Origin of the sequence: Micromonospora sp. NBC_01796 (assembly GCF_035917455.1) — a bacterium.
In the GTDB taxonomy this organism is placed as follows: domain Bacteria; phylum Actinomycetota; class Actinomycetes; order Mycobacteriales; family Micromonosporaceae; genus Micromonospora_G.
The window spans coordinates 1638654-1663577 of record NZ_CP109078.1; the positions used below are offsets into that span (position 1 = coordinate 1638654).

The 24924-nt window shown below is 72.3% G+C and carries 23 protein-coding genes; 9 read left to right on the forward strand and 14 right to left on the reverse strand.

The genetic code is table 11. The features are described 5' to 3' along the window. The first annotated feature begins 253 nt into the window (after positions 1-253). On the forward strand, positions 254-1009 hold the full coding sequence (locus tag OIE47_RS07560) for an SAM-dependent methyltransferase (protein WP_326560785.1): 756 nt from the start codon (positions 254-256) through the stop codon (positions 1007-1009). Between the two features lie 343 nt (positions 1010-1352). On the opposite strand, the gene groEL is transcribed toward OIE47_RS07560, so the two are convergent. Continuing rightward, positions 1353-3821 (reverse strand): chaperonin GroEL, encoded by a 2469-nt coding sequence (gene groEL / locus OIE47_RS07565; protein ID WP_326560786.1) that lies wholly within the window; start codon positions 3819-3821, stop codon positions 1353-1355. Next, positions 3799-4347, reverse strand: coding sequence for a hypothetical protein (locus OIE47_RS07570; protein ID WP_326560787.1), 549 nt, complete (start codon positions 4345-4347; stop codon positions 3799-3801). Before OIE47_RS07570 ends, groEL begins: the two co-directional genes overlap by 23 nt. Positions 4348-4510: 163 nt before the next feature. On the opposite strand from OIE47_RS07570, the gene OIE47_RS07575 reads away from it, so the two are divergent. Beyond that, positions 4511-4795 carry a DUF427 domain-containing protein gene (locus tag OIE47_RS07575; protein ID WP_326560788.1) on the forward strand — a complete coding sequence of 95 codons (285 nt, stop codon included), beginning with the start codon at positions 4511-4513 and terminating at the stop codon, positions 4793-4795. Positions 4796-4929: 134 nt separating this feature from the next. Next, positions 4930-5640 (forward strand): RICIN domain-containing protein, encoded by a 711-nt coding sequence (locus OIE47_RS07580; RefSeq protein ID WP_326560789.1) that lies wholly within the window; start codon positions 4930-4932, stop codon positions 5638-5640. 15 nt (positions 5641-5655) lie between these two features. On the opposite strand, the gene OIE47_RS07585 is transcribed toward OIE47_RS07580, so the two are convergent. Then, positions 5656-7032: an MFS transporter gene (locus tag OIE47_RS07585; RefSeq protein ID WP_326563017.1), complete on the reverse strand. Its 1377-nt coding sequence runs from the start codon at positions 7030-7032 to the stop codon at positions 5656-5658. Position 7033: 1 nt separating this feature from the next. Between OIE47_RS07585 and OIE47_RS07590 the strand changes: the two genes are divergently transcribed. After that, positions 7034-8101 carry a GlxA family transcriptional regulator gene (locus tag OIE47_RS07590; RefSeq protein ID WP_326560790.1) on the forward strand — a complete coding sequence of 356 codons (1068 nt, stop codon included), beginning with the start codon at positions 7034-7036 and terminating at the stop codon, positions 8099-8101. Between the two features lie 50 nt (positions 8102-8151). Here OIE47_RS07590 and OIE47_RS07595 read toward each other — a convergent pair whose 3' ends face one another. Continuing rightward, positions 8152-9735 carry a PQQ-dependent sugar dehydrogenase gene (locus OIE47_RS07595; protein WP_326560791.1) on the reverse strand — a complete coding sequence of 528 codons (1584 nt, stop codon included), beginning with the start codon at positions 9733-9735 and terminating at the stop codon, positions 8152-8154. A 318-nt stretch (positions 9736-10053) separates the two neighbouring features. Here OIE47_RS07595 and OIE47_RS07600 point away from each other — a divergent pair, with 318 nt between their 5' ends. The 3 genes from OIE47_RS07600 to OIE47_RS07610 are packed head-to-tail and all read left to right on the forward strand — an operon-like array spanning position 10054 to position 11441. Then, positions 10054-10764 carry a hypothetical protein gene (locus OIE47_RS07600; protein ID WP_326560792.1) on the forward strand — a complete coding sequence of 237 codons (711 nt, stop codon included), beginning with the start codon at positions 10054-10056 and terminating at the stop codon, positions 10762-10764. A 15-nt stretch (positions 10765-10779) separates the two neighbouring features. Then, positions 10780-11040: a hypothetical protein gene (locus tag OIE47_RS07605; protein WP_326560793.1), complete on the forward strand. Its 261-nt coding sequence runs from the start codon at positions 10780-10782 to the stop codon at positions 11038-11040. After that, the gene (locus OIE47_RS07610) at positions 11037-11441 is read left to right on the forward strand and encodes a hypothetical protein (RefSeq protein ID WP_326560794.1); all 405 of its coding nucleotides are present in this window, start codon (positions 11037-11039) and stop codon (positions 11439-11441) included. Before OIE47_RS07605 ends, OIE47_RS07610 begins: the two co-directional genes overlap by 4 nt. Positions 11442-11462: 21 nt before the next feature. On the opposite strand, the gene OIE47_RS07615 is transcribed toward OIE47_RS07610, so the two are convergent. The 8 genes from OIE47_RS07615 to OIE47_RS07650 all read right to left on the reverse strand — a co-directional run bounded on the left by OIE47_RS07615 (position 11463) and on the right by OIE47_RS07650 (position 20054). Then, the gene (locus OIE47_RS07615) at positions 11463-11939 is read right to left on the reverse strand and encodes a hypothetical protein (RefSeq protein ID WP_326560795.1); all 477 of its coding nucleotides are present in this window, start codon (positions 11937-11939) and stop codon (positions 11463-11465) included. 113 nt (positions 11940-12052) lie between these two features. Next, positions 12053-14029, reverse strand: coding sequence for a vWA domain-containing protein (locus OIE47_RS07620; protein ID WP_326560796.1), 1977 nt, complete (start codon positions 14027-14029; stop codon positions 12053-12055). Positions 14030-14032: 3 nt separating this feature from the next. Next, complete coding sequence (locus tag OIE47_RS07625) at positions 14033-15508, reverse strand: sigma 54-interacting transcriptional regulator (RefSeq protein WP_442792059.1); 1476 nt, start codon at positions 15506-15508, stop codon at positions 14033-14035. Between the two features lie 34 nt (positions 15509-15542). Next, positions 15543-16670 (reverse strand): hypothetical protein, encoded by a 1128-nt coding sequence (locus OIE47_RS07630; RefSeq protein ID WP_326560798.1) that lies wholly within the window; start codon positions 16668-16670, stop codon positions 15543-15545. Positions 16671-16812: 142 nt separating this feature from the next. After that, a complete protein-coding gene (locus tag OIE47_RS07635; RefSeq protein ID WP_326560799.1) occupies positions 16813-17490 on the reverse strand; it encodes a response regulator transcription factor in 678 nt (225 codons plus the stop codon). After that, the gene (locus OIE47_RS07640; RefSeq protein ID WP_326560800.1) at positions 17487-18791 is read right to left on the reverse strand and encodes a sensor histidine kinase; all 1305 of its coding nucleotides are present in this window, start codon (positions 18789-18791) and stop codon (positions 17487-17489) included. Before OIE47_RS07640 ends, OIE47_RS07635 begins: the two co-directional genes overlap by 4 nt. Before the next feature lie 36 nt (positions 18792-18827). Next, positions 18828-19325: a hemerythrin domain-containing protein gene (locus OIE47_RS07645; protein WP_326560801.1), complete on the reverse strand. Its 498-nt coding sequence runs from the start codon at positions 19323-19325 to the stop codon at positions 18828-18830. A gap of 120 nt (positions 19326-19445) precedes the next feature. Next, positions 19446-20054 (reverse strand): NAD(P)H-dependent oxidoreductase, encoded by a 609-nt coding sequence (locus tag OIE47_RS07650; protein ID WP_326560802.1) that lies wholly within the window; start codon positions 20052-20054, stop codon positions 19446-19448. A 150-nt stretch (positions 20055-20204) separates the two neighbouring features. On the opposite strand from OIE47_RS07650, the gene OIE47_RS07655 reads away from it, so the two are divergent. Continuing rightward, positions 20205-20723: a DinB family protein gene (locus OIE47_RS07655; RefSeq protein WP_326560803.1), complete on the forward strand. Its 519-nt coding sequence runs from the start codon at positions 20205-20207 to the stop codon at positions 20721-20723. 18 nt (positions 20724-20741) lie between these two features. On the opposite strand, the gene mdlC is transcribed toward OIE47_RS07655, so the two are convergent. After that, complete coding sequence (gene mdlC, locus OIE47_RS07660; RefSeq protein ID WP_326560804.1) at positions 20742-22337, reverse strand: benzoylformate decarboxylase; 1596 nt, start codon at positions 22335-22337, stop codon at positions 20742-20744. 397 nt (positions 22338-22734) lie between these two features. Between mdlC and OIE47_RS07665 the strand changes: the two genes are divergently transcribed. Continuing rightward, positions 22735-23484, forward strand: a complete 750-nt coding sequence (locus OIE47_RS07665; RefSeq protein WP_326560805.1) for a S1 family peptidase — start codon at positions 22735-22737, stop codon at positions 23482-23484. 98 nt (positions 23485-23582) lie between these two features. Here OIE47_RS07665 and OIE47_RS07670 read toward each other — a convergent pair whose 3' ends face one another. Further along, positions 23583-24863, reverse strand: coding sequence for a serine hydrolase domain-containing protein (locus OIE47_RS07670; RefSeq protein WP_326560806.1), 1281 nt, complete (start codon positions 24861-24863; stop codon positions 23583-23585). Positions 24864-24924: the final 61 nt, after the last annotated feature.

A 24924-nucleotide genomic window follows, 5' to 3' on the forward strand; every position in this document is an offset into this window, starting at 1 on the left:
CACCGGCCGGCGCGGTTTGCGCCACGACGAATCGAAGGCGGTCTAGTCTGAGCGATTCACGGCCGGTTCGAGTGTCCACTCGACACAGTGATTTTTTCACGCCTGAGCTGCACAAACGACGCGACCGGTCGGTGCGCGCGGCGGACCGGAACGGCCCGGATGCCGGCCCCGGACCCACCCCTGCCGGACGATCCGGATCTTGCGCCGAAAGATGGGGCTCGACACGATCCGGAAAACGGGTAATCCTGGCCCGATGTCGCTTTGGTTGCACGAGCTGTCGGAGGCGGAGCACCGCATCCTCAACCCGTTCACCCACGAGAAGTTGATGCTGCTCGGGGCGGCCAGTCGGGTCGGGCCGCAGACCAGGGTCCTCGACCTCGCGTGCGGGAAGGGTGAACTGCTCGCCCGCTGGGCCCAGGGTTACGGCATCCGTGGGCACGGCGTGGACATCAGCGAGGTGTTCCTGACCGCCGCCAGCAAACGCGCGGCCGAACTCGGGGTCAGTGACCGGGTCAGCTTCCAGTACGGCGACGCCGCCGAGTACCGGGCCGAGCCCGCCGGTTACGACGTCGTCTCCTGCCTCGGCGCGACCTGGATCGGCGGCGGGCTGGCCGGGACCATCGAGCTGATGCGGCGGGCGGTCCGCCCCAACGGGCTGCTCCTGGTCGGCGAGCCCTACTGGATCGACCCGCCACCGCCTGGGGCGTACTCGGCGTACGGGTTCGGGCTGGACGACTTCACCTCGCTCGGCGGCACCCTGGACCGGTTCGAGGCGGCCGGCACCGACCTGGTCGAGGTGGTGCTCGCCGACGCCGACAGTTGGGACCGTTACGTGGCCCAGCAGTGGTGGACGCTGACCGAGTGGCTGCGCGCGTACCCGCACGATCCGCGCGCCCAGCAGGTACGCGAGTTCCGTGACCTGTCCCGCCGGTGGCACCTCGAGTACGGCCGCCGCTACTTCGGCTGGGGCGTCTTCGTACTCCGCCCGACGCTCGCCCCGGGACGGTAGTCCGGCGGCGACGCCGGCCGTGACGCCGCTGCCCACCGGTCCACTCCGACGAAGGGTGACACGTCACTCTTCGTGTTGGGACGGTTAGGACGGCAGACATCCCGGCAACGCACATCCGACATGCCGCGCGTCTTCTTTGCCGCTCGGGCTGACCTTCAGCCACCGGCACTGGCGGATAGTTGTCTCGGCGAGTGCAATTTGCGCCGCGGTGCGCGCCTACCAGCGTCGCACTGCCGCAATTTCGCACCCGATGACCTGCTGCACGTCGGCACCACGTCGCAGCACGGGCGGTGGCCGGCACCGGGCAACCGGTGCCGGCCACCGCAGCCCGACCCGGCACGGCTCAGCCGAGCATGAGGTAGCGGGTCACCACGCTCGCGGCGGCGCTCACCGCCTCGCGTACGGTCGCTGCGGCGTCCACGATGCCGGCGTCCCGCGCCACCACGTACCGCCCGCTCACCAGGTCGAAGGTGACCCCCGGCCCCCGGTACCACAGGTCCTCGGGCACCCCGTCCGGGTCGCGCCCGGCGCTGCGCAGCAACTCCTCGAACGGCGCCGGCAACGCGTCGACGACAACCGCGTACCCGAGCCCCTCGTCGTCTCCCCGCTGCCTCGGCACCGGTGCGGTACGCCGACCGGTGAGCCGGGTGTGCACCCCGAGCAGCGCCGCACCGCCGCCGGCGACCAGTCCCCACTCCACCGCAGCCTTGGCGTTGCGTACCGCGTCGTCGATCTGGCGCCGCCGGACCCGCTGCTGCTCCGGGGTCACCTCGCCCACCTTGATCACCGCCACCCCGCCGGCCACCCGGGACAGCCGCTCCGCCGACACCCGCAGCGGCTCGCCGTACCGCGACTCGGCCCGCCGCCTCCCGTCCGCCCGGGGGTCGTTGCGGCGCGGATCGGCACGGGTCCGCGCGGTCCGCAGCCGCTGGTAGCGGCGGACGATCGGGTCCGGGTCGTCGACCCCGGCCAGGACCACCGACTCGCTCCGGGTGGTGACCACCCGCCGGGCCCGGCCCAACTCGGCCAGGGTCGCGTCGGCGAGACGCACGGCCGACTCGCCCCCGAGCACCGTCGCGCCGGTGAGCGCGGCCAGTTCCGCCAGCGCGTCCCGGCGTTGACCGGCCGGCCAGGGCAGGGTCACCGCGACCGGGCTGAGCAACTGCCGGGCCTTCGCCAGGACCAGCGCGGCCAGCGCCGGGTCACGGATCTCGGGCGCGAACACCGCCAGCGGCCGACCCTCCCGTTCCACCGCGCCCAGCAACCGCAACAACTCCTCGGCGGTACCGATCCGCTCGTCGACGAGGAGCACGTACGGCTCGTCGAGCACCGCCTCCGCCTCCTCCTCGTCGGTCACGAAAGCCGGTGACACGTGCCCGGCCCGCAGGCTCATCCCCTCGGTGAGTTCCAGTTCGAGGCCGAACAGGTTGCTCGCCTCGACCCGGATCACGCCGTCGCGGCCGATCCGGTCCACCGCCTCGGCCACCAGGTCGCCGACGAGTTCGTCACCGGAGGCGATGGTCGCCAGCGCCCGCAGTTCCGCTCTGGTGCGTACCGGCACCGCGAGGCCGGCGAGTTCCACGGCGACATCCCGTACGGCGGTCGAAATCCCCCGCCGCAGCGCCACCGGGTTGGCGCCGCCCCGGAGTGCGGCGGAGGCGCCGTCCAGCATGGCCTGGGCGAGGACCACGCCGGTGGTGGCTCCGTCGCCGACCCGGTGCCGGATTCCCTCCACCAGTTCCCGCAGGTAACCGGTGCCGAGCGCGTCGCGGGGGTCGCCACCTGCCAGCAGCCGGACGATCCCGGCCGCGTCCGCCATCTCGTGGTACCCGCCCTGCTCGTCCTGGACCAGCATCCGCCGGCCGAACGGCCCGTAGGTCCGCCGGATCAGGTCCGCACCCGTACGGAAGCCGCGCGCCACGATCGCCTGGTGCTGGTTGTAGGTGGCCGGCAGGTGGAGGGTCGGGGCGCCCGGGGCGGGTCCGGCGGTGAACCCGTTCGGGGCACCGCCGACCGTTCCGCCCGGCACCGGGACGGCGGCGCCACCCGTGATCGGCGCGGTGGCCAGGTAGATGTGCGGCTCGGCGTTGTAGGCGCTGTACTTCGGCTGCTGTTCCGGCCGGCGGCGGATCACCCCGTCGTGCACGTAACGGAACAGCTCGTCGACGCCGACCAGGCCGTCCCGGTCGAGGTCCGCCGCACCGGTGACCAGCCCTTCGATCAGTACGTCGGTGAAGATCGAGCCACGGGGTGCCGAGGCGACCAGTTCGTCGGACTCGAACGCGTACTCGTAGCTGTCGCAGGCGCTGAGTACGACGTACCCCCGGCCCACCTGGCACTCCAGCGCGCCCTGCGGCGCTCCCTTGAAGCCCTCGGCGAACGCACCGGCGAAGCAGCAGTCCAGGATCAGCACCTTGGCCGCGGCCCGGCACGCCTCGAACTGCTCGTTGACGAAGGAACGGGAGATGGCCGTGCTCGCCGGGCGGGTACGGACGGTGTCGGCGGCGGCGAAGTAGAGCCGGTGGTAGGGGTCGACGATCCCGTGGCAGGAGAAGTAGAGCAGGACGAGATCGCTGTCGACCCTGTCCGTCAACAGGTCCTCGATCGCCGCCCGTACCTCCCGTTCGGGGGCGTCGCGCAGCGTACGCACGTGGAAGTTGCCGATCGCCGGATCCGCCAGTACGGCACCCAACCGCGCCACGTCCTGCTGCGGTGCGCGCAGCCGGTCGAGGGAGGGGTCGGCGTACTCACCGGTCGCGATCAGCAGCGCGTACCGGCCGGCCGGTGATCTAGTCGCCACCGGACCCGACATCCCGCCGCGCCTGCGGTACCGCCTTCACCTCCGGCCGCGCGCCCCGCCCGGGCACCGCCCGGACCTTCGGCTCCGGACCCGTCTGCGGCACCGGGCCGACCTCGGGCACCTGCACGGTGTCGGGCACCTCGGGGAGGTCGACCGCCGGGTCGGTCCGGTCGGGCGTGGTGAGCCAGTGCGCGACCGCCTGCTCGGTACGTGCCGACGGGTCGACGATGGTCAGGGTCCGGTCCCCGTCGCGGAGCACGATCCGCCGGGCGGCGCCCCGCCGGACGAAGGCGACCACGATCTGGGTAAGGGCGGCGAGGGTGGTGGCCGAGAAGGCGCCGGTGATGACGAGTTCGGCGAGCGACACCGCCTCGCCGGCCTTACGGCCGGTGGCGGGGTCGGGGTCCGGTCGCGGGTCGGAACCGGTCCGGGGATCCGGGCCGGGCGCGGATCGACCGACCGCTATCCCCGCTCCGGTCCGCAACTCCCGGAGCAGGGCGGTGGTGGCGGCAGCGTCGGCCCGATCACTGTCCGCCATCGGGCCACTGACCTGCAGAAACAGTTCCCGATCACCTGACGCGTTCCACATACAGTAATTATCTCGTAACTATCAGTGATCCGATAGAGGGTAACGGCTTGCCGTTCCGGGAAGATCGCGCTAGCCGTGGCCGCCCCGCCCAGACCGGCATACGCTGGAAAACGTGCCGAAAGCCATGTGGAACAACCAGGTCATCGCAGAGAGCACCGACACCGTGGTTGTCGAGGGCAACCACTACTTTCCGCGCAGCGCGTTGCGCGACGACGTGATTCGGGAATCCGACACTCACACCATCTGCCCCTGGAAGGGAGAAGCCTCCTACTACTCCCTCTCCCTGGACGGCAACGAGAGCCAGGACGCGGTCTGGTACTACCCCGATCCGCTCCCCGCCGCCGAGCAGATCCGCGACCGGGTCGCCTTCTGGAAGGACGTCCAGGTCGTCGACTGAGCGCCGGGCACCCGCCGGGGATCGACGAATCCGTACCGAGCGTGCCCGCCGCGCCGTACCCGTACCGGAAAATGCCGGGTGGGGTGCGGCGGGCCGATTGGTCCCGGACCCGGCGACTGAGTCACTATCTGGGGATGGTCACCTCCGAGCCACGACCACAACCGCCGGGTGGCACCGTCTACGGCGCGCCCGCCCCGCCGCAGCCCGGCCGGGACCGGCTGATGACGGCCGCGCTCGCGATCGGCGGCGTCGGCGTACTGATCGGGGTGCTCTTCGCCACCGGCCTCTTCGCCGGTGGCGGCGACGGTGACCAGGCAGCGGTGCCCGCCCCGGCCGCCGTCTCCGACCCCGCCGCACCGCCCGCGCCGAGCGGCGTGGCGGCGGGCAGCACCGAGCCGGCACCCCCGCCCAGCCCGACCCCGGCGGAGATCCCCGCCCGGATCTTCCGCTCCGCGGCATCGTCGCTCTGCCTCGCGCTCAACACGAACGACAACCCGGACGGGCCCCAGGTCCAGCAGCGGGTCTGCACCGGCGACCTGACCCAGCAGTGGCGCCCCACCCCCGTCGTGGGTGACGAGTTCGGCCTGGTCAACGTCGCAACCGGACGCTGCCTGGAGGTGAAGGACGGCAGCAAGGACGACGGCGCGCGGCTGCACTTCGCGGTCTGCGACGGCACCGTCGAGCAGCGGTGGCGACTGGCCGGGCTCGACACCGGGCAGGTGTCGCTGGTCAACCTCAACAGCGGGCGCTGCGCGGACGTGCCCGAGAACACCCTCACCAGCCCGGACACCAGCCTGCAACAGTGGGCCTGCCACGGCCGAGCCAACCAGCAGTGGGTCGGGTAACCGGGCCACGACCCGCTAGACGTCGGTGGGACGCAGCCGCCAGGCGCGCGGGGCGGTGGTGACCGGCTCCGGTTCGACCACCGGCACCGGCTCGGGTTCCCGGCGGCGCAACATCAGCGAGAGCGCCGCCGCGCCGAGCGCCAGCACGCCGGCGGCGTACCAGGCCACGGTGTACTCACCGAGCCGGTCCCGGACCAGGCCGGCGCCGGTGGCCGCGATCGCCGCACCGACCTGGTGCGAGGCGAACACCCAGCCGAACACCACCGGTCCCCGGTCACCGAAGTGCTCCCGGCACAGGGCGACCGTCGGCGGCACCGTGGCCACCCAGTCGAGCCCGTAGAAGACGATGAACACCAGCATGGTCGGCCCGGTGGTGTTGACGAAGAGGCTCGGCAGGACCAGCAGGGAGAGCCCGCGCAGCGCGTAGTAACCGGCCAGGAGCAATCGGCTGTCCACCCGGTCGGTCAGCCAGCCGGACGCGATCGTGCCGACGATGTCGAAGAGACCGACCAGGGCGAGCAGGCTCGCGGCGGTCGTCTCGGCCACCCCGTGGTCGTGGGCGGCCGGGATGAAGTGGGTCCCGACCAGTCCGTTGGTGGTCGCCCCGCAGATCGCGAACCCGCCCGCGAGCAGCCAGAACGCGCGGGTCCGGGCGGCCGTCCGCAGCCCGGTCAGCGCCCGCGCCGCCGCACCGGCGGCGCCGCCCGGCAGCGGCTTCGGGCGAACGACCTCGGTGCCGCCGTACAACGGCAGGCCCAGGTCCGCCGGGTGCTCGCGCAGGAAGAACACCACCAGCGGTACGACCAGCAGCGCCGCCCCCGCCACGACCAGGGCGGCCACCTTCCAGTCGTACGACTGGACCAGGTTGGCCAGCACGGGCAGGAAAACGAGCTGCCCGGCGGCGCCACCGGCGGTGAGCACCCCGGTCACCAGTCCCCGGCGCTTGACGAACCAACGCCCGGTCACCGTCGCCACGAAGGCGAGCGCCATCGACCCGGTCCCCAACCCGACCAGTACGCCCCAGCAGGCGATGAGCTGCCAGCTCGCGGTCATGAACACGGTCAGCCCGCTGCCGGTGGCAACCAGGAGCAGGGCGGCGACCACCACCCGGCGGATGCCGAACCGCTCCATCAGCGCGGCGGCGAACGGTGCGGTGAGCCCGTAGAGGATCAGGTTGACCGAGACCGCCGCGGAGATGGTGGCCAGCGGCCAGCCGAACTCCTCGTGCAGCGGGTGCAGCAGGACCGACGGCGTGGCCCGGAACCCGGCGGCACCGACCAGGGCCACGAAGGCCACGGCGGCGACGGCCCAGGCGGGATGGAACAGGCGCTGAGTCTTCACGGTCGAAGTCTCGATCACACTCACCCCGGCGACGAGTGGCCGGAGAGCCATCATGCGCAACAATCGGGCCATGACCGCTCGCCCGCACCGGATCGCCGTACTCGCCCTGGACCAGGTGGTCGGCCTGGATCTTGGCACACCGTCGCAGATCTTCAGCACCGCCCGCAACGCCGCGGACGAGCACTTCTACACCGTCGACACCTGCACCCCGGGCGGGCGCCCCGTACGCAGCAGCGCCGGCTTCCAGGTCGTCCCGGACCACGGGCTGGAGCTGCTGGACCGGGCGGACACGGTGATCGTGCCCGGCGTACACGGGGCGTCCCTGGACGACCGGGCGATCCTCGATCCGGAGGTGCACCGGGCGCTGAACGCGGCGTACGAGCGGGGAGCCAGGATCATGTCCATCTGCACCGGCGCCTTCGTGCTCGCCGCCGCCGGTCTGCTCGACGGGCGTCCGGCGACCACCCACTGGGCGTACGCGGAACGGTTCCGGCGCCGGCACCCTAGCGTACGGCTCGACCCCGGGGTCCTCTTCGTCGACGACGGGAACGTCCTCACCTCGGCCGGGGTGGCCGCCGGCATCGACCTCTGCCTGCACGTCATCCGCACCGACCACGGCAGCGCGGTGGCCAACCGGTCGGCGCGCCGGTGCGTGGTCCCGCCGTGGCGCGACGGTGGTCAGGCGCAGTTCATCGAACGGCCGGTGCCCCACCCGACCGACGCCAGCACGGCGGCGACCCGGCAGTGGGCCCAGCACCGCCTGCACGAGCCGCTGACCCTGCGGCAGCTCGCCGGTCACGCCAGCATGAGCGTACGGACGTTCACCCGGCGGTTCCGGGCCGAGACCGGTCTCAGCCCCGCCCGGTGGCTGTTGCAGCACCGCACCGACCACGCCCGCCTGCTACTGGAAACCACCGACCTCCCGGTGGACCAGGTAGCCCAACGCTCCGGCTTCGGCACCGCCGCCGCCCTACGCCAACAACTCCACCAGAGCATCGGCGTACCCCCGACCACCTACCGCCGCACCTTCCGCCACTCCTCCACCCCTCCCCCTCTTCCCACCCCTCCCCCTCTCGACCGCGCAAATACAGAGAAAGAGTGGCTATCCGACGCGGAATAACCACTCTTTCTCTGTATTAGTGGGGCGGGGCGGGGCGGGGCGGGGGTGGGTCAGGCGCAGGGGGTGTTGTTGAGGGTGAAGGTGGTGGGTGGGGGGTTGGCGCCGCTGCTGGTGCCGAGGAAGCCGAAGGTGACCGAGGCGCCCGGTGCCACGGTGCCGTTCCAGTTGGCGTTGCGGGCGGTCACCGCCGCGCCCTGCTGGCTGCCGCTGGAGTTCCAGAACGTGCCGGCCCGCTGGGTGCCGGGGAAGGTCCAGCCGACCGTCCAGCCGTTGATCGGCTGGGTGCCGGTGTTGGTGAGGGTCAGGGTGGCGGTGAAGCCGGTCCCCCACTGGGAATCCACCCGGTAGCCGACGGTGCAACCCACCGGCGGCGGGAGCGCCGCGAAGGCGACCTTGTGCAGTTGTCCGGGCAGGTCGTTGGCGAGGTAGATCTCCCCGGCCGCGTCGACCCCGAGCGTGGTCGGCTGGATGGTCAGCTCACCGAGCGCCCGGGTGGCGTACGTGCCGCCGCCGGGCCGGATCGCGAAGCCGGTGCCGGAGCAGTAGTCGGTGGCGAGGTACGTTCCGGCCGCGATGTCGGCGTACTGCTGGCCCCGGTAGACGTGCCCGCCGATGATGGCGCACCCGTCGACCGAGGTGCGGTACGTGAAGACCGGTTCGACGAAGGTGGCGCCGGCCGGACAACGCGCCTGGTTGAACACCTGGGTGCCCTCCCGGCAGGACCAGCCGAGGTTCGCCCCGGCCCGGCCGGCCGGCAGGTGGTCGACCTCCTCGAAGGTGCCCTGGCCGACGTCGGCGATCCAGAGCGATCCGTCGGCCGGGTCGAACGAGAACCGCCACGGGTTGCGCAGCCCGTACGCCCAGATCTCCGGTCGGGCGTTCGCGACCCCGACGAACGGGTTGCCCGCCGGTACGCAGTACAGCAGCGGCGCGCAGGCCCGGCTCACGTCCAGCCGGAGGATCTTGCCGAGCAGGGTGGTCAGGTTCTGCCCGCTGTTGAGTACGTCGTCCGCGCCGCCACCGTCGCCCAGGCTCCAGTAGAGGTAGCCGTCCGGGCCGAAGGCGAGCTGCCCGCCGTTGTGGTTGCCGTACTCGGCGTGCGGCTGGGTCAGCAGGATCTGCTCGCGGGCGGCCGGTACCGGCTGCTGGTTGGCCTGGTCGAGGGTGAACCGGGACAGCGTCAGGGTGCCGGACGGCAGGCTGGTGTAGGCGACGTACAGGGCCCGGGTGGCGGCGAAGTTGGTCGAGGTGACGATGCCGAGCAGGCCGCGTTCGTTGCCGGCGGTGGAGACCCGGTCGGTGATGTCCAGCAGTGGCGCCTCGGCGAGGCCGGTGCTCGGGTGGTAGACCCGTACGGTGCCGACCTTCTCGGTGATCAGCAGCCGGCCGCTGCCGTCGTCCGGGGCGAAGATCGCGGTCGGCCGTTGCAGCCCCGAGGCGACCTGGGTGGTGCTGACGGTCAGCCGGTCCAGCGGTACGGCAGCCGCCTGGATCGTGGCCGGTCCGACCGCCGCTGCCGACCCGGTCAGGGTGTCGTCGCGGGCGGCGGCGGGTGCCCCGGCGAGGGCGAGCGGCATGAGTACGGCGATGGTCGCGGCCGCGCCGAACCGGCCAAGTGATTGACGTCGCAACATATTTACTCCCATCGGTTAACAGGAACGTAACGCCACAACGAGGTTCCGAACCGACCGTCCCAGATCATGGGAACGCTCCCACGCCCCTGGTGGGATGCCCGGATTCACCTGCTTCAGACGCTCGGCCACTTAACCGAGGGAAAGTGGCGTTCCGGCCCGACCGGCCATCCGGACCGATGCGGCCAGAATCGGATAGACCCAGAAACGCCACCAGCTTTCCGACCAATTTACGTCGCAGTTACGACAGTTTACTGTATTGATAACAATCATTTGCTCGCTACGCTCACCGCAAAGGTCGTCGCACCGGAAAGGTGAACGATGAGCGACACACCATTCGGGTTCTCCCGCCGGGGTTTACTGGTGACCGCGGCAACCGCCTCCGCGGTCACCGTCGCCGGCGCGACCCCCGCACTCGGCGCCCCGCCCGAAGCGCCCGTGGCCGGCACCGGGGCCACGGCGGTCACCGTGACCCGGGACCGGATCGCCACCGCCGTCATCCGCTCGCCGGGGGGCGGGCTGGCCGCCTGGCCGTTCCAGGTGGACCTGCACGACCGGCTGGGCGGGTGGTTGGCGTTCTGGTCGGCAAACTCGCCGTCGAGCTGGCAGGAGCCGGTGGAGGTGGCCGGTCGCACCGAGTCCTCCGGTGCCACGTTCACCCTGACCGGGCTCCGTCACCGCCGTGACGACCAGGTACGCGACGGGTTCGCGGCCGGACGGACCGACCGGGCGTACTGGGCCACCCTGGCCAGCCTGCACCACCACTTCGCGCTCGTCGAGCCGACCGGCGACGGCGTACGGGTCACCGGCGGCGCCGCAGGTTTCACCGGCTCACCCGACCAGGTCGCCTTCGCCGCCTCGGCGTGCCGCGAGCTGTGGGGTTACCGGGCCGCCTCCACCGCCGACTGGCGCAGCGCCGCCAACCGGGCGCTGCGCCGGGCCGGGCAGCCGGCCGACATCGCCTCGCGCGCGGGTTGGGCGACATTCACCAGGACAAGCCTGCGGCTCGGGTTGGACACCGAGTCGTACTAGTCAGAGGAGGCAGGAATGGCACGTAGCGAATTCCGGTTCGTCGTCGACGGGGTCGAACTGGACGAGGCACAGAAAGCGCGCATCGCCGGTGAAATACAGAAAGCCGGGCTGAACGCGTTGCACAACGTTTCGGCGAAATTGTCCAATCCGCTCACCATCGGCCACGGAAACATCAAGCTCCGTCCCGAGTGGTACGGCCTCTGGGTGCTGGACGGCCCGCTGGCCGACGACCTCGGGACGAAGATCAACGATATCGGTTTCTGGATCCAACGGTGACCGAGGTCCCCCTACGGCCGGACCCGCCGGAGCGGATGTGCCCGAGTACACCGAAGGCCAACGCCACGGTGTTCCTGGGCATGATCACCCCGGCGGGGCGGGTCGCGTACGTCACCCCGGCGATGCCGGCCGAGGTGGCCCTGTCCGGTCTGCCGGACTCGACCGGACCGGCGGAGTCGCAGTACCGGCTGGCCGGACCGTGCGTCACCTCGTCCTGCGGGTTCTGGACCGGTGACCACTGTGGCCTCGGCGCCCGCCTGGTCGAGTCGTACCGGGAGACGGCCGTACCGGACGAGTCCTCGCTCCCCCGCTGCGCGATCCGGCGCACCTGCCGGTGGTACGCCGAACAGGGCCCGGCCGCCTGCCCCGCCTGCTCACACGTCGTCACCGACGCCCGCTGAGTTCCCGCGCGGGGGACATCGTCAACCGGCGGCCGGAGCGTGCAGGGCGCGCAGGTCGTCGGTGTGGGCGGGCAGGTGGACCCGGCCATGGATGTCCAGGGCCCGACCCCAGGGCAGTGCCTCGTCGATGTCGAGCCGGGCGCCCTCCCGTACCCGGGTCTGGACCAGGGTGTCGGACTTGTCGAGCAGCCGCTCGGTCAGGCCGCAGAGCTGCCCGCTGGTGGTACGCAACCGGCTCGTCAGTCCGTCGAGGCCGCCGTACTGGCGCGCGAGTTCGTCGAGCTGCGGTTGGTGGATGGTGTCCAGCTCGTAGTACGCGTACGGCGAGCCGGCGAGCACCGCCTCGGTGGCGTTGATCAGCAGCTCGTCGTTCGCCACCAGATGCGCGAGCAACTGCTCCGCACTCAGTTCCTCGCCAACCGCCCCCCGAAACCCCCCCACCCCGTCAACCTCGGCAAACAACGCCCGATAAGCCCCCCGCAACCCCTCAGCCTCCACCCACCGACCCTAACCCCGCCCCAGCCCGTCGATCTTGCAGTTGTGGCCCCCGTTCCGCCCCGTTTCGCGAACTTCGTGAGGCACCACAACTGCAAGATCAACGAGAGCGGGGGTCAGCGGCGGCGGCCTTGGCGGGCGCGGAGGTAGTCGGATACGACGTACTGGCCGAGGTCGTCGGGAGAGGGGGTGAAGACGCGGCCGCCGGAGCGCTTGGCCACGGCGTCGACGAACCGGCGTAGGCCGGGGTCCTCGCCCAGCATGAAGAGGTTCATGGTGGCGCCGTACCGGGTCAGGGCGTCGACCTCGACCACGGTGGCCTCGATCGTCTCCCGCAGCGGCGGCCAGTTGAACACCCCGACGCCGTCGTCCGGGTCCAGGTGCGCAGTCGGTTCCCCGTCGGTCACCACCAGCACCACCGGCTCGCTGCCGGCGTGCCGGCGCAGGTGCCGACCGGCCAGCCGGAGCGCGTGCTGGAGGTTGGTGCCCTGCACCATCTCCGGCTCCACCGCCGCCAACTCCTCCCGGGACAGCTCGGCGGCCTCCCGACCGAAGCCGATGATCTGCAACGCGTCCTGCGGGAACTTGGTCGCCACCAGGTGCGACAGGGCCAGGGCGGTCTGCTTCATCGGGCCCCAGCGTCCCTCGGAGACCATCGAGAAGGAGAGGTCGACACAGAGCGCCACCGCCGCCGAGGCGCGCCGCTCGGTCTCCACCACCTCGAAGTCCTCGACCGCGAGGGCCACCGGCACCCCGCCACCACCTCGGCGTACCGCGCGGGCGACCGTGCGCACCACGTCGAGCGGCTGCTCGTCGCCGTACTCCCAGGGTCTGGACGCCCCGGTGACCTCGCCGGCCGCGCCGGCCGCGCGCAGGTCGTGTTCCCCGCGCCGGCCCGACCCCAGGTCGGCGAAGACCCGACGCAGCGCGGTCCCGCCGAGCCGGCGCAGGGCCTTCGGGCTCAACGTCAGGCCGTCTGCACCCCGGGTCACCCAACCCTGCCGGCGCAGCTCCCGCTCAAGGTCACGCAACCGGCGTACGTCGTCGGCGGCGTCCCGGCCCAGGTTGCGCCGGACCGCCTCCACGTCCACCTCGTCCAGGGTCGCGCCCGGATGTTCCTGACCGAGCTGGTCGAGCAGGTCGTCCAGCTCGGCGATCTCGGACAGCGCACCGGTCGCCTGGCCGTAGTCGAGCGGCTGGTCGCCCCGGACCCGCTCGCGCCGTTCCCAGGCCAGGTCGGGACGCAGGCCGCGCAGGTTGCCGTCGAGAGCGGCCATCTCCGCCGCCAGGTCGGGGCCGAGCGCCGACTCCATGAGCTGGGCCAGCTCGGACCGTTGCCGGTCGGACAGCGACCGCATCAGCCGCTCCCCGGCGGCGGCCCGCCGGGCGAGTACGTCCACCAGCTCGTCGGTCGACCCCGGCTGCTCCGGGAAGAACTCGCCGTGCCGGCCCATGAACTCGGCGAACGCGTCCGTGGTGTCCTCGCCCCGACCGTGCCGGGCGAGCAGGTCGTTCAGGTCGTGCATCATCTCGCCCAGCCGCTGCCGGGCGGCCGGGTCGGCGGCCGACGAGCGCAGCGCGTCGCGCAGCCCGGAGAACCGCTGCTCCAACACGTCCCGGCGCAGCCCGTCGAGGATCTGCTGGTACGCCTGCCGGGCCTCGTCGCTGGTCCACTGGTAACCGCCCAGCTCCTCGACCGCGCGGGCGGTGGAGTTCGGCAGGTTGTCCAGCACCGCCTCGGCGAACCGGGCCGCGTCGTCGTCGCGCCCGCGCAGCTCGTCGCGTTCGGCGGCGAGCGCCTGGTCCAGCAGCGCCTGCGCCCGGGTGACCGCGCCGTCGAGGTTGCCCCGGCGCATCGCCTCACGGCGCATCCGCCGGGCCCGGGCGAGCAGTTCGTCCAGTCCTGCGCCGCCCGTCGGGCCCTGCCGGAGCAGGGCCCGCAGCGCGTCCCGGAGGCTGCCGCCGGCCAGCACCTCGGCGCCGACCGAGTCGACCGCGGCACGCACGTCGTACGGCGGGGCGAGCGGGTCCGGGCCGCCGCGCCAGGAGCCGTACCGGAACCGGTTTCCGCCGGGTACGTCCGTCGGGCTCATCGGTTAGCCCCGCCCACCGGCCGAGCGGCCGCCCTCCGGGTTGTGCCCGCCGTAGCGGGTCCGACCGTCCTCGGTCACGTCCTTGGCCAGCCGGCGGGTCAGGTGCAGCCCCTCCAGCACGAACTCGATCCCGGCGGCGGCCTCGCCCGGCGTGGGCGCGTCACCGAGCCCGAGCCGGTCCAGCGCCTTGGCCAGCCCCGGTACGGTGCCCACCTGGCGCAGCAGGTCGGCGGTGCCGACCAGTTCGCCGGTCTCGATCACCGCGCCCTCGGCGACCAGGTTGATGAAACCGGAGAGGTCCAGCCCGGCGAGCCGGTCCCGGAACGTCTCGGCGGTGGCGGTACGCAGCAGGTGGCCGAGGATCTCCACCTCGCGGCCCTCCTCGCCGCTCTCGAACTCGACCTTGCCCCGCAGGGTGCTGGTCACCGAGACCGCGTCACCGACCCGGGCGACCGGTGCGCCGGTCCCCTCGGCCTCCTCGCCGAGCAGGCCGCCCCGGCGCAGTGCGGCGGCGGCCACGGTTTCGGCGGCGGCGATGGCGAACCGGGCCGAGACACCCGAGCGGGGGTCGACCGACGGCGACTCGCGTACGGCGCGGGCGAACCGGGCGAGCACCTCCAGGACGTGCTCCGGTACGGCGGCGACCAGGGCCGCCTCCTGCCGGATCAGGTCCAGCTCCAGCTCCAGTTCGAGCGGGTAGTGGGTACGGACCTCGGCGCCGAACCGGTCCTTGAGCGGGGTGATGATCCGGCCCCGGTTGGTGTAGTCCTCCGGGTTGGCGCTGGCCACCAGGAGCAGGTCCAGGGGCAGCCGGAGCTGGTAGCCGCGTACCTGGATGTCGCGTTCCTCGAGCACGTTGAGCAGCGACACCTGGATCCGTTCGGCCAGGTCGGGCAGCTCGTTGACGGCGAAGATGCCCCGGTTCGTACGCGGCACCAACCCGAAGTGGATCGTCTCCGGGTCACCGAGGGTCCGACCTTCGGCGATCCGGATCGGGTCCACGTCGCCGATCAGGTCGCCGACGCTGGTGTCCGGGGTGGCGAGCTTCTCGCCGTAGCGCAGGGAGCGGTGCAGCCAGGCCACCGGCAGGTCGTCACCGGCTTCGGCGGCGAGCCGGCGGGCGGCCGGGGTCAGCGGTTGCATCGGGTGTTCGTTGAGAGCCGAGCCGGGCAGCACCGGGGTCCACTCGTCGAGGAGCTGGACGAGTCCCCGGATCAGCCGGGTCTTGCCCTGCCCGCGCTCGCCGAGCAGGACCAGGTCGTGGCCGGCGAGCAGGGCGCGTTCCACCTCGGGGAGCACGGTGTCCTGGTAACCGACGATGCCGGGGAACCGGTCCTCGCCGGCTCGCATCCGGGCCAGGAGGTTCTCCCGCAGTTCCTGCTTCACGGTGCGGTAGCGGTGACCCGCCGCGCGCAGCTCTCCGAGCGTGCGCGGCAGGTCGGCCGGCGGGTTGGGCGGCAACTGGGATATCTCCGTCACCTGGAACACGCTAGCTCGCTACCACCCCCGGCCGTCAGGGCTGAGGTTGATCATCTGGTCCGTCGTGGGGGACGGCCGGTTGCCGGAGCTCGGCCGGGCCGCGCCGACGCAGGTGGTAGGCGAGGGTCGCGGCGCCCAGCGCAACGCCCCAGAGCGGCCAGAGCAGCATCGGCAGCACCGCAGGATTGAGGTCGCCGGCAAGCTCCAGGAACTCCGGATGGCTGAACAGGCCCACCCCGGCCGAGGTGACGAAGATCGCGACCAGGGTCGCCGGCACCACCGCCAGTTTGACCGGCACCCGCCGTCCGGCGATCCCGATCATCCAGCGTGGGAAACGCTCCCCCCAGGGCCGGGTCAGCCCCACGGTCAGCACGGCGCCCACCACGGCGAACGCCGCGAGGCCGGCTCCGGCCCAGACGCCGTCGCCGGAGCGCAGGTCGCGCAGTTCGGTCGCGGTCAGGCCGAGCGGGATGTTCGCCAGCCAGGCGAACCGGGTGAGCGCGTAGAGCACCGGGATGATCATTGCGATCCAGGTGACCCATCGCCCCCAGCGGGCCGCCGACACCGCCGTGGTCCAGCCGGCACCGGCCGCACCCGGCCCGTGCGCCGTGCCGCGGGCGGCCGTACGCGACTGCCAGCCGACCAGCGTACGGGCGAGCAGCAGCCCACCGAGCACCACCCAGATCTTGTTGATCGTGGTCCAGTCGAACACCTCCGCGTAGTCGACGTCCGGCCAGCCGAACGGGGCACCGAGGATGAGCATCGGCGCGTACCCGGCGAGCGCCAGCACCCGCATGTCGGGTACGACCACGAGCAGCAGCGCGACCACGGCCCAGCCGTACCCGAGGAGCAGTACGCGGGGCAGGCCGTGCGGTCGTACCGCCCGGGGTCCGGTGATCGCCAGGGCCAGCAGCGCGGTGAGGAACCCGATCGCGGCGAAGACCGGCGCCCCCGTGGCGTCGGTCAGCAGCCGCAGCAGGTTCGCCTCGTTGCCCCGGGTGCCGGCCCCGTACGGGTAGCCGTCGCCGGTGATCGTCCAGCCGAGCGCGAGCAGGCCGTAGAGGGCGGCCCAGACGGCGGTCAGCCAGCCGGCGTAATCCGTCGACCCGCCGGCCGGGTCCCGCACCGGCGGCGCGAGTGGTGGGGCGGTTGTCCCGGTCATCATGTTTCCTCTCGTCGAGGGCGGTGGTGTCGTGTAACCACCCTCGCGAGCGGGGTGCCCGGTTACCTCCCGTGCCGGGGTGAACCACCTCCCCCTGGCGGGGGAGCCCCGGCGGGGTTCAGCCGGCGGACGGCGTCGGGGTTCAGCCGGCGGACGGCGTGACGAAGCCGGACTCGTACGCGGCGATCACCGCCTGGGTACGGTCCCGGGCGCCGAGCTTGCCGAGCACGTTGCCGACGTGGGTCTTCACCGTCTCGACCCCGACCACCAGCGCCTCCGCTATCTCCACGTTGGACAGTCCGGCGGCCATCAGGCGCAGCACCTCGGCCTCCCGGCCGGTCAGCCGGGCCCGGTCGAGCCGGTCGCCCCCGGTCCCCCCGTACGCGGCGGCGAGCCGCCGGACGGCCGCCGGGAACAGCAGCGAGTCGCCCCTGGCCACCAGCCGGATCGCGGCCACCAGTTCCGCCGGGCGGGCCCGCTTGAGCAGGAAACCGCTGGCTCCGGCGCGGAGCGCGGCGTAGACGTACTCGTCGTTGCCGAAGGTGGTCAGGACCAGCACCCTGGGCGGGTCGACGGAGGTGGCGAGCAGCCGCCGGGTGGCCTGGATGCCGTCGATCGCGGGCATCCGTACGTCCATCAGCACCACCGCGGGACGCAGCCGGGCCAGCAGCGGCGGCAGTTCGGCGCCGTCGGCTGCCTCGCCGACCACCCGCAGGTCCGGTTGGGCGTCGATGATCGCCCGCAGGCCGACCCGGATCAGTTCCTCGTCGTCCACGATCAGCACGTCGATGGTCGGGCCGAATCCCGCCGGTCCGCTCATGACAACACCTCCCGCTCGGTCGGCAGCCGCACCGACACCCGCCACTCGGCCCCGTCCGGTCCGGCGCTCATCCGCCCGCCGAGCAGCAGCACCCGCTCCCGCATGCCGGCCAGCCCGCGTCCGCGCCGGCGCCGGTCCGCGGTCCCCACCATCGGGTTGACCAGCTCGATCTCCAGGAACCCCACCGGTACGCCGATCCGCAGCCGAACCGGCCGCCGGCCGCCGTGCCGGGCCGCGTTGGTCAGCCCCTCCTGCACGATCCGGTAACCCTCCCGGGACAGCATCGCCGGCAGCCGGTCGACGGCGCCGGTCAGCTCGACCTGGACCGGCAGTCCGGCCGCCGTGGTCTCGGCCACCAGCCGGTCCAGGTCGGCCAGGTCCCGCTGTGGTGACCGGGCCGGCTCCGGTTCCCCGTCACCTCGGTCCGGCGCGGATCGCCGGTCGTCCCCGCGGCCCGCCGGATCGTCTTCCCGTTCCCGGAGCAGGCCGAGTCCGTGGTCGAGGTCGTCCATCGCGGCACGCGCGGTCTCCTCGATGGCCAGCAGCGCCCGGCGGGTGAACTCCGGGTCGGTGTCGAGCAGTTCCCGGGCCGCACCGGCCTGGAGGGTGGCGACGGTGAGCGCGTGCCCGACCGAGTCGTGCAGTTCCCGGGCCAGTCGGTTGCGTTCGGCGAGTCTGGCGGCCCGCGCCTCCAGCACCGCCAGCCGTTCGGTCTGCGACGGGCCGAGCAGCACCGGCGCCATCTGGGTGGCCAGCGCCCCCAGACCCGCGACCGCGTACCCGAGGCCGAGAAGCAGGACCAGACCGGTGCCGACCAACCAGCCGGTGTCGTGTTCGTCCAGCGGACCGAAGCGTGTCCCGGCCATCGCCTCGGCCCCGATGCCGAACCACTGGGCGATGAACACCAGCGCCATCGGCAGTGCGGTGATCAGGCCCCACATCACCACACCACCGGTGACCAGGTGCAGGCCGATCCAGAGCGCGGCGCGCAGCCGGGTCTCCCGGTCCAGCCGTCCGGACCGGGAGGGCTCCGGCAGGTCGACGTCGAGCAGCGCCCGGGCGGCGGCGATCTCCAGTGCCCGGCTGCCGCCGAGGAAGATCGGTACGGCGGCGATGACCACGGCCACGGCCAGCACCAGGACGGTCGCCCCGCGTGGCGTGTCCGAACCGGTCAGCATGGTGCCGAACAGGACCCCGAGCAGCAGGTACGGCAGCAGCAGCACCCCGCCCAGGAGCAGGAACACGCCGCGGCGGTACGTGGTGCCCCGTACCAGGGGGGCCAACGCCGGGTGGACCGTCACCCCGCCATTGTCGCGGCCGGACGCCCGGCGGTGGGGTCAGCGATGCGCCTCGATGTACTGCTTCGGGTCCTTGTCGCGGAACATGAGCCCCTTGCCGCCCGGGTGTTCGCCGTAGAAGGTGAGCCACCGGGCGCCGAGCTGGGCACGCAGTTCGACATCGGCGTGCCGCCGGAAGTCGGCCAGCGCCCCGTCCTCCTCCTCGGCCAGGTGCTCGCTGTTCTCCTTGCGGGCCCGCCAGACCGCCGCCCACCACTCGTCGGTGCCGAGCACGTGGTTCTTCGCCTCGGCGATGGCGTCCCGGATCTTGTTGTGGTCGCCGATCGCGTCGTCGGTCTCGTCCGCGCCGTCGTCACCGTGCCGGACCAGGTACGGGTAGAGGATCGACTCCTCCGCCTCGGCGTGGATGTCCAGGTGCAGGGCGAGCGCCTCCCAGACGGCCCGGATCTCGGCCTCGTCGCGGGCGTCGTCGAGGCGGGCGAACCCCCGACGGAAGGCGTGGTGGTCGTCCAGGATCAGCGCGGTGATGTCGTCCATGACGCTCGTCCTTCACGGGGTTGCTGGTCGGCGGCCGGTGACGCGTTGGCCGCCGACCGCCGGGTCGGGCGCGGCAACACGCCGAACCACGCTAACCCGACCCGGCGTCGCCCGCCCGGGTTACGCCCGGACCCGCAGCCCGGCCAGTGCCCCGCCGACCAGTCCCACCTGCCGGTCGACCCACGCCGCGACCAGGTCGGACCCCGCAGCGAGCTGCCCCTCCAGCACGGCGAGCGGTTCGACGGGCAGGGTGGCGCCGAGTTCGGCCAGCAGGTCGGTCAGGCTGTTGGTCACCGCGCGCAGGTGCGCGTCCGAGGCGGCGATCGTGACCGGTACGGCGACCACGCCGGCAAGTCCCCGGTGGCCGAACTGATCCAGGAAGATCTTCAACAGTCCGGTGTAGCTGCCCTTGTAGGTGGGGGTCGCCACGATCAGCAGCCGGGCCGACCGGACCACCTCGAACGGGTCGGCGACCTCGGCCGAGCCCCGCACCGGCTCGGCGTCGAAGCTCACCCCGACCAGGGTGGCCAGCTCCAGCACCTGTACGCCGTGCAGCACGGTGGCGGACCGGGCCAGGCCGGCGACCAGCGCCTCGGTCGCCGCCTCGGCGAGCGTACGGCTGCGGGAACCCGGACGCGGGTTGCCGACCAGCACCACGACGTCGGCGCCGGTGGGCGGCTCTGCGGTGGCGGGCTCGGTCTGCACCGGGATGGCGGGGTTGGCGGTCATCGGCGGGCTCCTCGCATTACCTCTAATTCCGATCGGGTTAGTAGCTTAACCCGCACCCCCGCTCCACCGACACCTCCGCCGGAAGGGGCACTCATCCTCGGCGATCATGGGGAAGGAAACCTCCACGACCACTCGTGACATCCTGTGGCGATGACGTGGACAGCACCGGTGGTGGTGCGAAGTGGTGGGGCGCCGAACGCGCCGGAGCCGGAACTGCTGCGCGGGCTGCTCGACTGGCACCGGACGACGCTGCTGCTCAAGTGCGCCGGACTCGACGGCGGGCAACTGGCGCGGGCGAGTGTCGCCGGGTCGAACCTGTCCCTGCTCGGCCTGGTCCGGCACCTGGCCAAGGTGGAGCGGATCTGGTTCCGGCGCCGGTTCCGGGGCGAGGCGGTCGAGATGCTCTACTCGACCCCGGAGTGGAAGGACGCCGACTTCGAGGATCTCGACCCGGCGCGGGCCGAGGCCGAGTACGCCCAACTGCTCGCCGAGCAGGAGGCGGCCCGCCGCGCGGTCGAGGACGCCCCGCTGGACGCCACCTTCGTCGGCGCGGACGGCAAGGAGATCTCCCTGCGCCTGGTCTTCGTCCACATGATCGGCGAGTACGCCCGGCACAATGGCCACGCCGACCTGATCCGTCAGGGAGTCGACGGGGTCACCGGCGCCTGAACCGCCACCCGCCCCCGGTCACAGGATCGGTGGTACGTCGGCGGTGATCGGCACCGCCAGTACGGTCGGACCGCTCGCGCCGAGCGCCGCCCGGAACGCGTCGACGAACTCGTCCGGCGTTGCCAACCGGGGCGCGTGGCAACCGAATCCGGCGGCCACCGCGGGAATGTCGAGGTCGGGCAGGTCCAGTCCGGGCACCCCGGCGGTCTCCTTGAACTCGGCGAACGCCTTGAGGATGCCGTACTGGCGGTTGACCGGGACCACGAACACGACGGGCAGGCGCTGCTGGGCGGCGGTCCAGAGGGCCTGGACCGAGTACTGGAACGAACCGTCGCCGATCACCGCGATCACCGGTCGTTGCTGGCCGGTGGCCCGCTGGGCGAGCGCGACACCGACCGCCGCCGGCAGTCCGAAGCCGAGTCCGCCGCTGGCCGTGGTGAAGTACGAGCCGGGGCGGGTGATCGGCAGGTGGCGGCGCAGGATGCTCAGGTTCGACGGGGTCTCGGTGACCAGGATCCCGTCGGCCGGCCAGTGCCGGGCCAGTACGGCGAACAGGGCCGCCGGGGCGAGCGGGTTGCCGACCTCCGGCTCCGGCGGTGCCGACCGTACCGGCGGGAGCGGGCGCTGGGCGACCGGGACCAGCGCGGCGAGTGCCGCACAGGCCAGACCGGGGTCACCGAGCAGGCTCTCCCCCACCGGGGCACGGGCCGCCTCGGCCGGGTCGTCGGTGATGTGCAGCAGTTGCGCGCCCGCAGGCAGGTAGTCGCCGGGCACGTGCGGGTAGTAGCGGAAGACCGGGGCCCCGATCACCAGGATGGTGTCGTGCCCGCTCAGCCGCTCGCCGAGCGGCCCGATGGCGAACGGCAGGATGCCCTGGTACTGCGGATGGTTCTCCGGGAAGCCGATCCGCTCGGGTGCGGGCGCGGACCAGACCGGGGCCCGGGTCCGCTCGGCCAGCGCGACCGCGGCCGACCAGCCACCGCTGCGGTCCACCCCGCCGCCGAGCACCAGGACCGGGTTGGCGCTCTCGGCGAGCAGGTCGGCGAAGTGGGCCAGCCGCTGCGGGTCGGCCGCGTACCGACGGCTGACCTGCCGTAGCTGCGGTGGCGGATCGGCCGGCTGATGCCAGTCGTCCAGCGGCAGGGAGAGGAAGACCGGCCCGGCCGGTGGCTGCACCGCCGTGCTGTACGCACGCATCAGCGCCGCCGGGATGTCCTGGGCCCGGACCGGCTCGTAGCTCCACTTCACGTACGGCTGGGCCAGTTCGGTAGCGCGGACGCTGGTCAGTCGGGGTTCGATCAGCAGCATCTCGCGGGCCTGCTGGCCGGCGGTGACGATCAACGGGGTCTTGTTGTGCCAGGCGGTGATCAGGTTGCCCATGGCGTTCCCGGTGCCGGGGGCGGTGTGCAGGTTGACGTGCGCCGGTTCTCCGGTCGCCTGGGCGTACCCGTCGGCCATCGCCACCGCGGACGCCTCCTGGAGCGCGAGGACGTAGCTGAAGTCGTCCGGAAAGTGGCCGAGGAACGGCTCCTCGGTCGAACCGGGGTTGCCGAACACGGTGGTCAGCCCGAGTTGGCGCAGCAGGTCGTACGTCGCGTCCCGGACCGTCGCCATGGGCACACCTCCCCCCGTCCGAGCCGGTCTACCCGCGTTCACGGCTTTTATCCCGCCGGATGGCACCCTTCCCGGCACCCGCCCCATCGGGTACCGATCACACCCGCGGCGGGAGCTGCCCGCATCGATCATGCCCAGAGGCCGGCGGCGATGTCTCGCCCCGAAGTCGGGGGCGCGCCCAACCCCGGGGGATCGAGGATGATCACCGTGGATCCGGGGCCGGCTGCCGTACCGCCCCCGACCTGCTCCGACCGGGAGCATCGGGGTTGGTCCGGTGTGGACGGGCGGGGTCAGGGCGCGCGGCAACCCCGCTACTGAGCCATAATCCCGACACAAGCAACCAACCGAAGGATGTGTGGTGCCTGTGTTACGCAAGCGTCGATTCCGGTCGATATGGATGCTGCTCGCGCCGGTGCTGGTCGCCGGTCTCGCCTTCGTCCCCGCCGGTCCGGCCAACGCGGTCGCGAATGGCGTCGACGTTCCGAACGGTCTCTACCGGTTCGCGGTCAAGCTGACCATGACCGGCATCCCGACCGCCGACGGCGGGCGCCGCAACAGCGCCTGCTCGGGCGCCCTTGTCCAACAGAGGTGGATCATCACCGCCGGCCACTGCTTCCGGGACCTCAACGGCGTACGGGTGGAACGCACCCTGGCCGACGAGACCCTCGCCACCGTCGGGCGGGCCGACATGTCGTCCTCGATCGGCGAGGAGGCGGAGGTGATCACGGTTCGTCAGCACCCCGAGCGGGACCTGGCACTGGTCCGGCTCGACCGCCAGATCACCACCATCGCGCCGCTCGCACTGAGCCTGCGCCCGCCGGCACCCGGTGAGGTGGTCCGGCTGACCGGTTTCGGCTCCATCCAGGGCACCAACCCGGTCCCGTCCAACCGGCTCCGCACCGGCGAGTTCACCGTCACGTCCATTGCCGGGCCGACCATCGGCATGACCGGCCTGGCCCCGTTCCCCGACACCAGCGCCTGCGCGTACGACTCGGGTGCCCCGTACTTCCGGGACAACCAGCGCGGGGTGCGCAGCCTCGTCTCGATCGAGAGCGGCGGGCCGACCTGTCCGCACGCCCTCGAGGAGACCACCGTCCGGGTCGACAACATCACCGGCTGGATCAAGGGCATCATCAACGCCGGCTGACACCCGGCAGCCGCCCCGACGCCCTTGATCGTCGGTTGTCGCGCCGGGCACCCGCCGTGCGGGTTTCCACCGGTAACCGACGATCAGGGTGTCCGGGTTCAGAAGTAGTTCGGGTAGAGGTTCGTCGTCGGCCAGGTGGTCACCTTGGCCGAGGCCGCCCACAGCAGCGGGTCGATCTCGGGGTACGCCAGACCCGACGCATCGTCGCGCTGGTTGAACAGCACCGCCCAACTCCGCCCCTGGTACGTCCGGACCAGCAGCGAGTACGTTCCCGGCATGCTGCCGGTGTGCCAGGTGTTGCGGCCGGTCCCGCCGGTGGTGACCGGGCGGACCTGCCAGCCCAGCCCGTAGTACCAGCCGGCCGGGTCGACCCCGATCCCGCCGGGAACGGCCCAGACCCGCCCCAGCGAGGTGCTGTTCAGCACCGGACCGGCGGCGTCGAAGGCCGACGCCCAGCGCACCAGGTCCACCGCCGACCCGATCCAGCCACCGTTGGCGTCCTGCAACCGCATGCTGAACGCCCCGTACGGCGCGGCCACGGTGGCCCCGGTCTCGTTCAACACCGTCGGGCCGGTGTACTGGGAGCGGTAACGCACCTCACCGGCGTGCGGGGCGATGCTCCAACCCTGGGCCATCCGGGTGATGCCCAGCGGGGCGAGAAGCTTCTGCTGCACGTACATGGCGTAGGGCAGGCCGCTGACCGCCTCGATCACCCGACCGGCCGACTGGTAGCCGAAATTGCTGTACGCGACCCTCGTACCGGGGTCGTGTTGCAGCGGCTGGCCGGCCATGTACCGGATCACGTCGGCCGGGTACAACTCCATCGGTACGCCCAGCGCCCGGGAGATGGTCCGGTCGGCGAAGTTCGGGTCGAAGGCCAGGGCCCGGTCCCATCCCCCGGTGTGTTGGAGCAGTTGCCAGAGGGTCACCCGCGACAGCCGGGGGTCGGCGGTCTGCCCGGCCGGCGGGGTGAGGTCGAGCAGCGACGCTACCGGGGTGCCGAGCGCCACCGCACCGTCCTGGGCCAGTCGGGCCAGCGCGGCGGCGGTCACCGACTTCGACAGGCTGGCGATCCGGAACAGCGAGGTCGGCGCGACCGTCTGCGCCGGGTCGTCGCTGTAGCTGTAACCACGGGCGAGCACCAGCCGCCCCTGGTGCGTGACGGCCAACTGGCCGGCGGAGATGTTCCGCGCCTGCATGAAGCTCTTCATCGTGTCGTCGAAGCTCTTCAGCGCGGTCACCGCCGTACCGGTGACCTTCCAGGTCGGTGCGGCGGCCCGCGCGGGCGCCGTGACCAGGGCGCCCCCGGTCAACGTCCCGGCACCTGCCGCCCCGATCAGCTTGCCGAAGGTCCGCCGGTCCAAACCTGTACGTCGCATGCCCGTCCTCCCCGTGATCGTCGAGCCTTGATCGTCGAGCCTTGATCATCGACGGGGGTCA

Coding starts and splice junctions, on each gene's coding strand:
- OIE47_RS07560 (WP_326560785.1), top strand. CDS start 254: ATGTCGCTTTGGTTGCACGAGCTGTCGGAGGCGGAGCACCGCATCCTC.
- groEL (WP_326560786.1), bottom strand. CDS start 3,821: ATGTCGGGTCCGGTGGCGACTAGATCACCGGCCGGCCGGTACGCGCTG.
- OIE47_RS07570 (WP_326560787.1), bottom strand. CDS start 4,347: ATGGCGGACAGTGATCGGGCCGACGCTGCCGCCACCACCGCCCTGCTC.
- OIE47_RS07580 (WP_326560789.1), top strand. CDS start 4,930: ATGGTCACCTCCGAGCCACGACCACAACCGCCGGGTGGCACCGTCTAC.
- OIE47_RS07585 (WP_326563017.1), bottom strand. CDS start 7,032: ATGGCTCTCCGGCCACTCGTCGCCGGGGTGAGTGTGATCGAGACTTCG.
- OIE47_RS07590 (WP_326560790.1), top strand. CDS start 7,034: ATGCGCAACAATCGGGCCATGACCGCTCGCCCGCACCGGATCGCCGTA.
- OIE47_RS07595 (WP_326560791.1), bottom strand. CDS start 9,735: ATGTTGCGACGTCAATCACTTGGCCGGTTCGGCGCGGCCGCGACCATC.
- OIE47_RS07600 (WP_326560792.1), top strand. CDS start 10,054: ATGAGCGACACACCATTCGGGTTCTCCCGCCGGGGTTTACTGGTGACC.
- OIE47_RS07605 (WP_326560793.1), top strand. CDS start 10,780: ATGGCACGTAGCGAATTCCGGTTCGTCGTCGACGGGGTCGAACTGGAC.
- OIE47_RS07620 (WP_326560796.1), bottom strand. CDS start 14,029: ATGAGCCCGACGGACGTACCCGGCGGAAACCGGTTCCGGTACGGCTCC.
- OIE47_RS07630 (WP_326560798.1), bottom strand. CDS start 16,670: ATGACCGGGACAACCGCCCCACCACTCGCGCCGCCGGTGCGGGACCCG.
- OIE47_RS07635 (WP_326560799.1), bottom strand. CDS start 17,490: ATGAGCGGACCGGCGGGATTCGGCCCGACCATCGACGTGCTGATCGTG.
- OIE47_RS07645 (WP_326560801.1), bottom strand. CDS start 19,325: ATGGACGACATCACCGCGCTGATCCTGGACGACCACCACGCCTTCCGT.
- OIE47_RS07650 (WP_326560802.1), bottom strand. CDS start 20,054: ATGACCGCCAACCCCGCCATCCCGGTGCAGACCGAGCCCGCCACCGCA.
- OIE47_RS07655 (WP_326560803.1), top strand. CDS start 20,205: ATGACGTGGACAGCACCGGTGGTGGTGCGAAGTGGTGGGGCGCCGAAC.
- mdlC (WP_326560804.1), bottom strand. CDS start 22,337: ATGGCGACGGTCCGGGACGCGACGTACGACCTGCTGCGCCAACTCGGG.
- OIE47_RS07665 (WP_326560805.1), top strand. CDS start 22,735: ATGCTGCTCGCGCCGGTGCTGGTCGCCGGTCTCGCCTTCGTCCCCGCC.
- OIE47_RS07670 (WP_326560806.1), bottom strand. CDS start 24,863: ATGCGACGTACAGGTTTGGACCGGCGGACCTTCGGCAAGCTGATCGGG.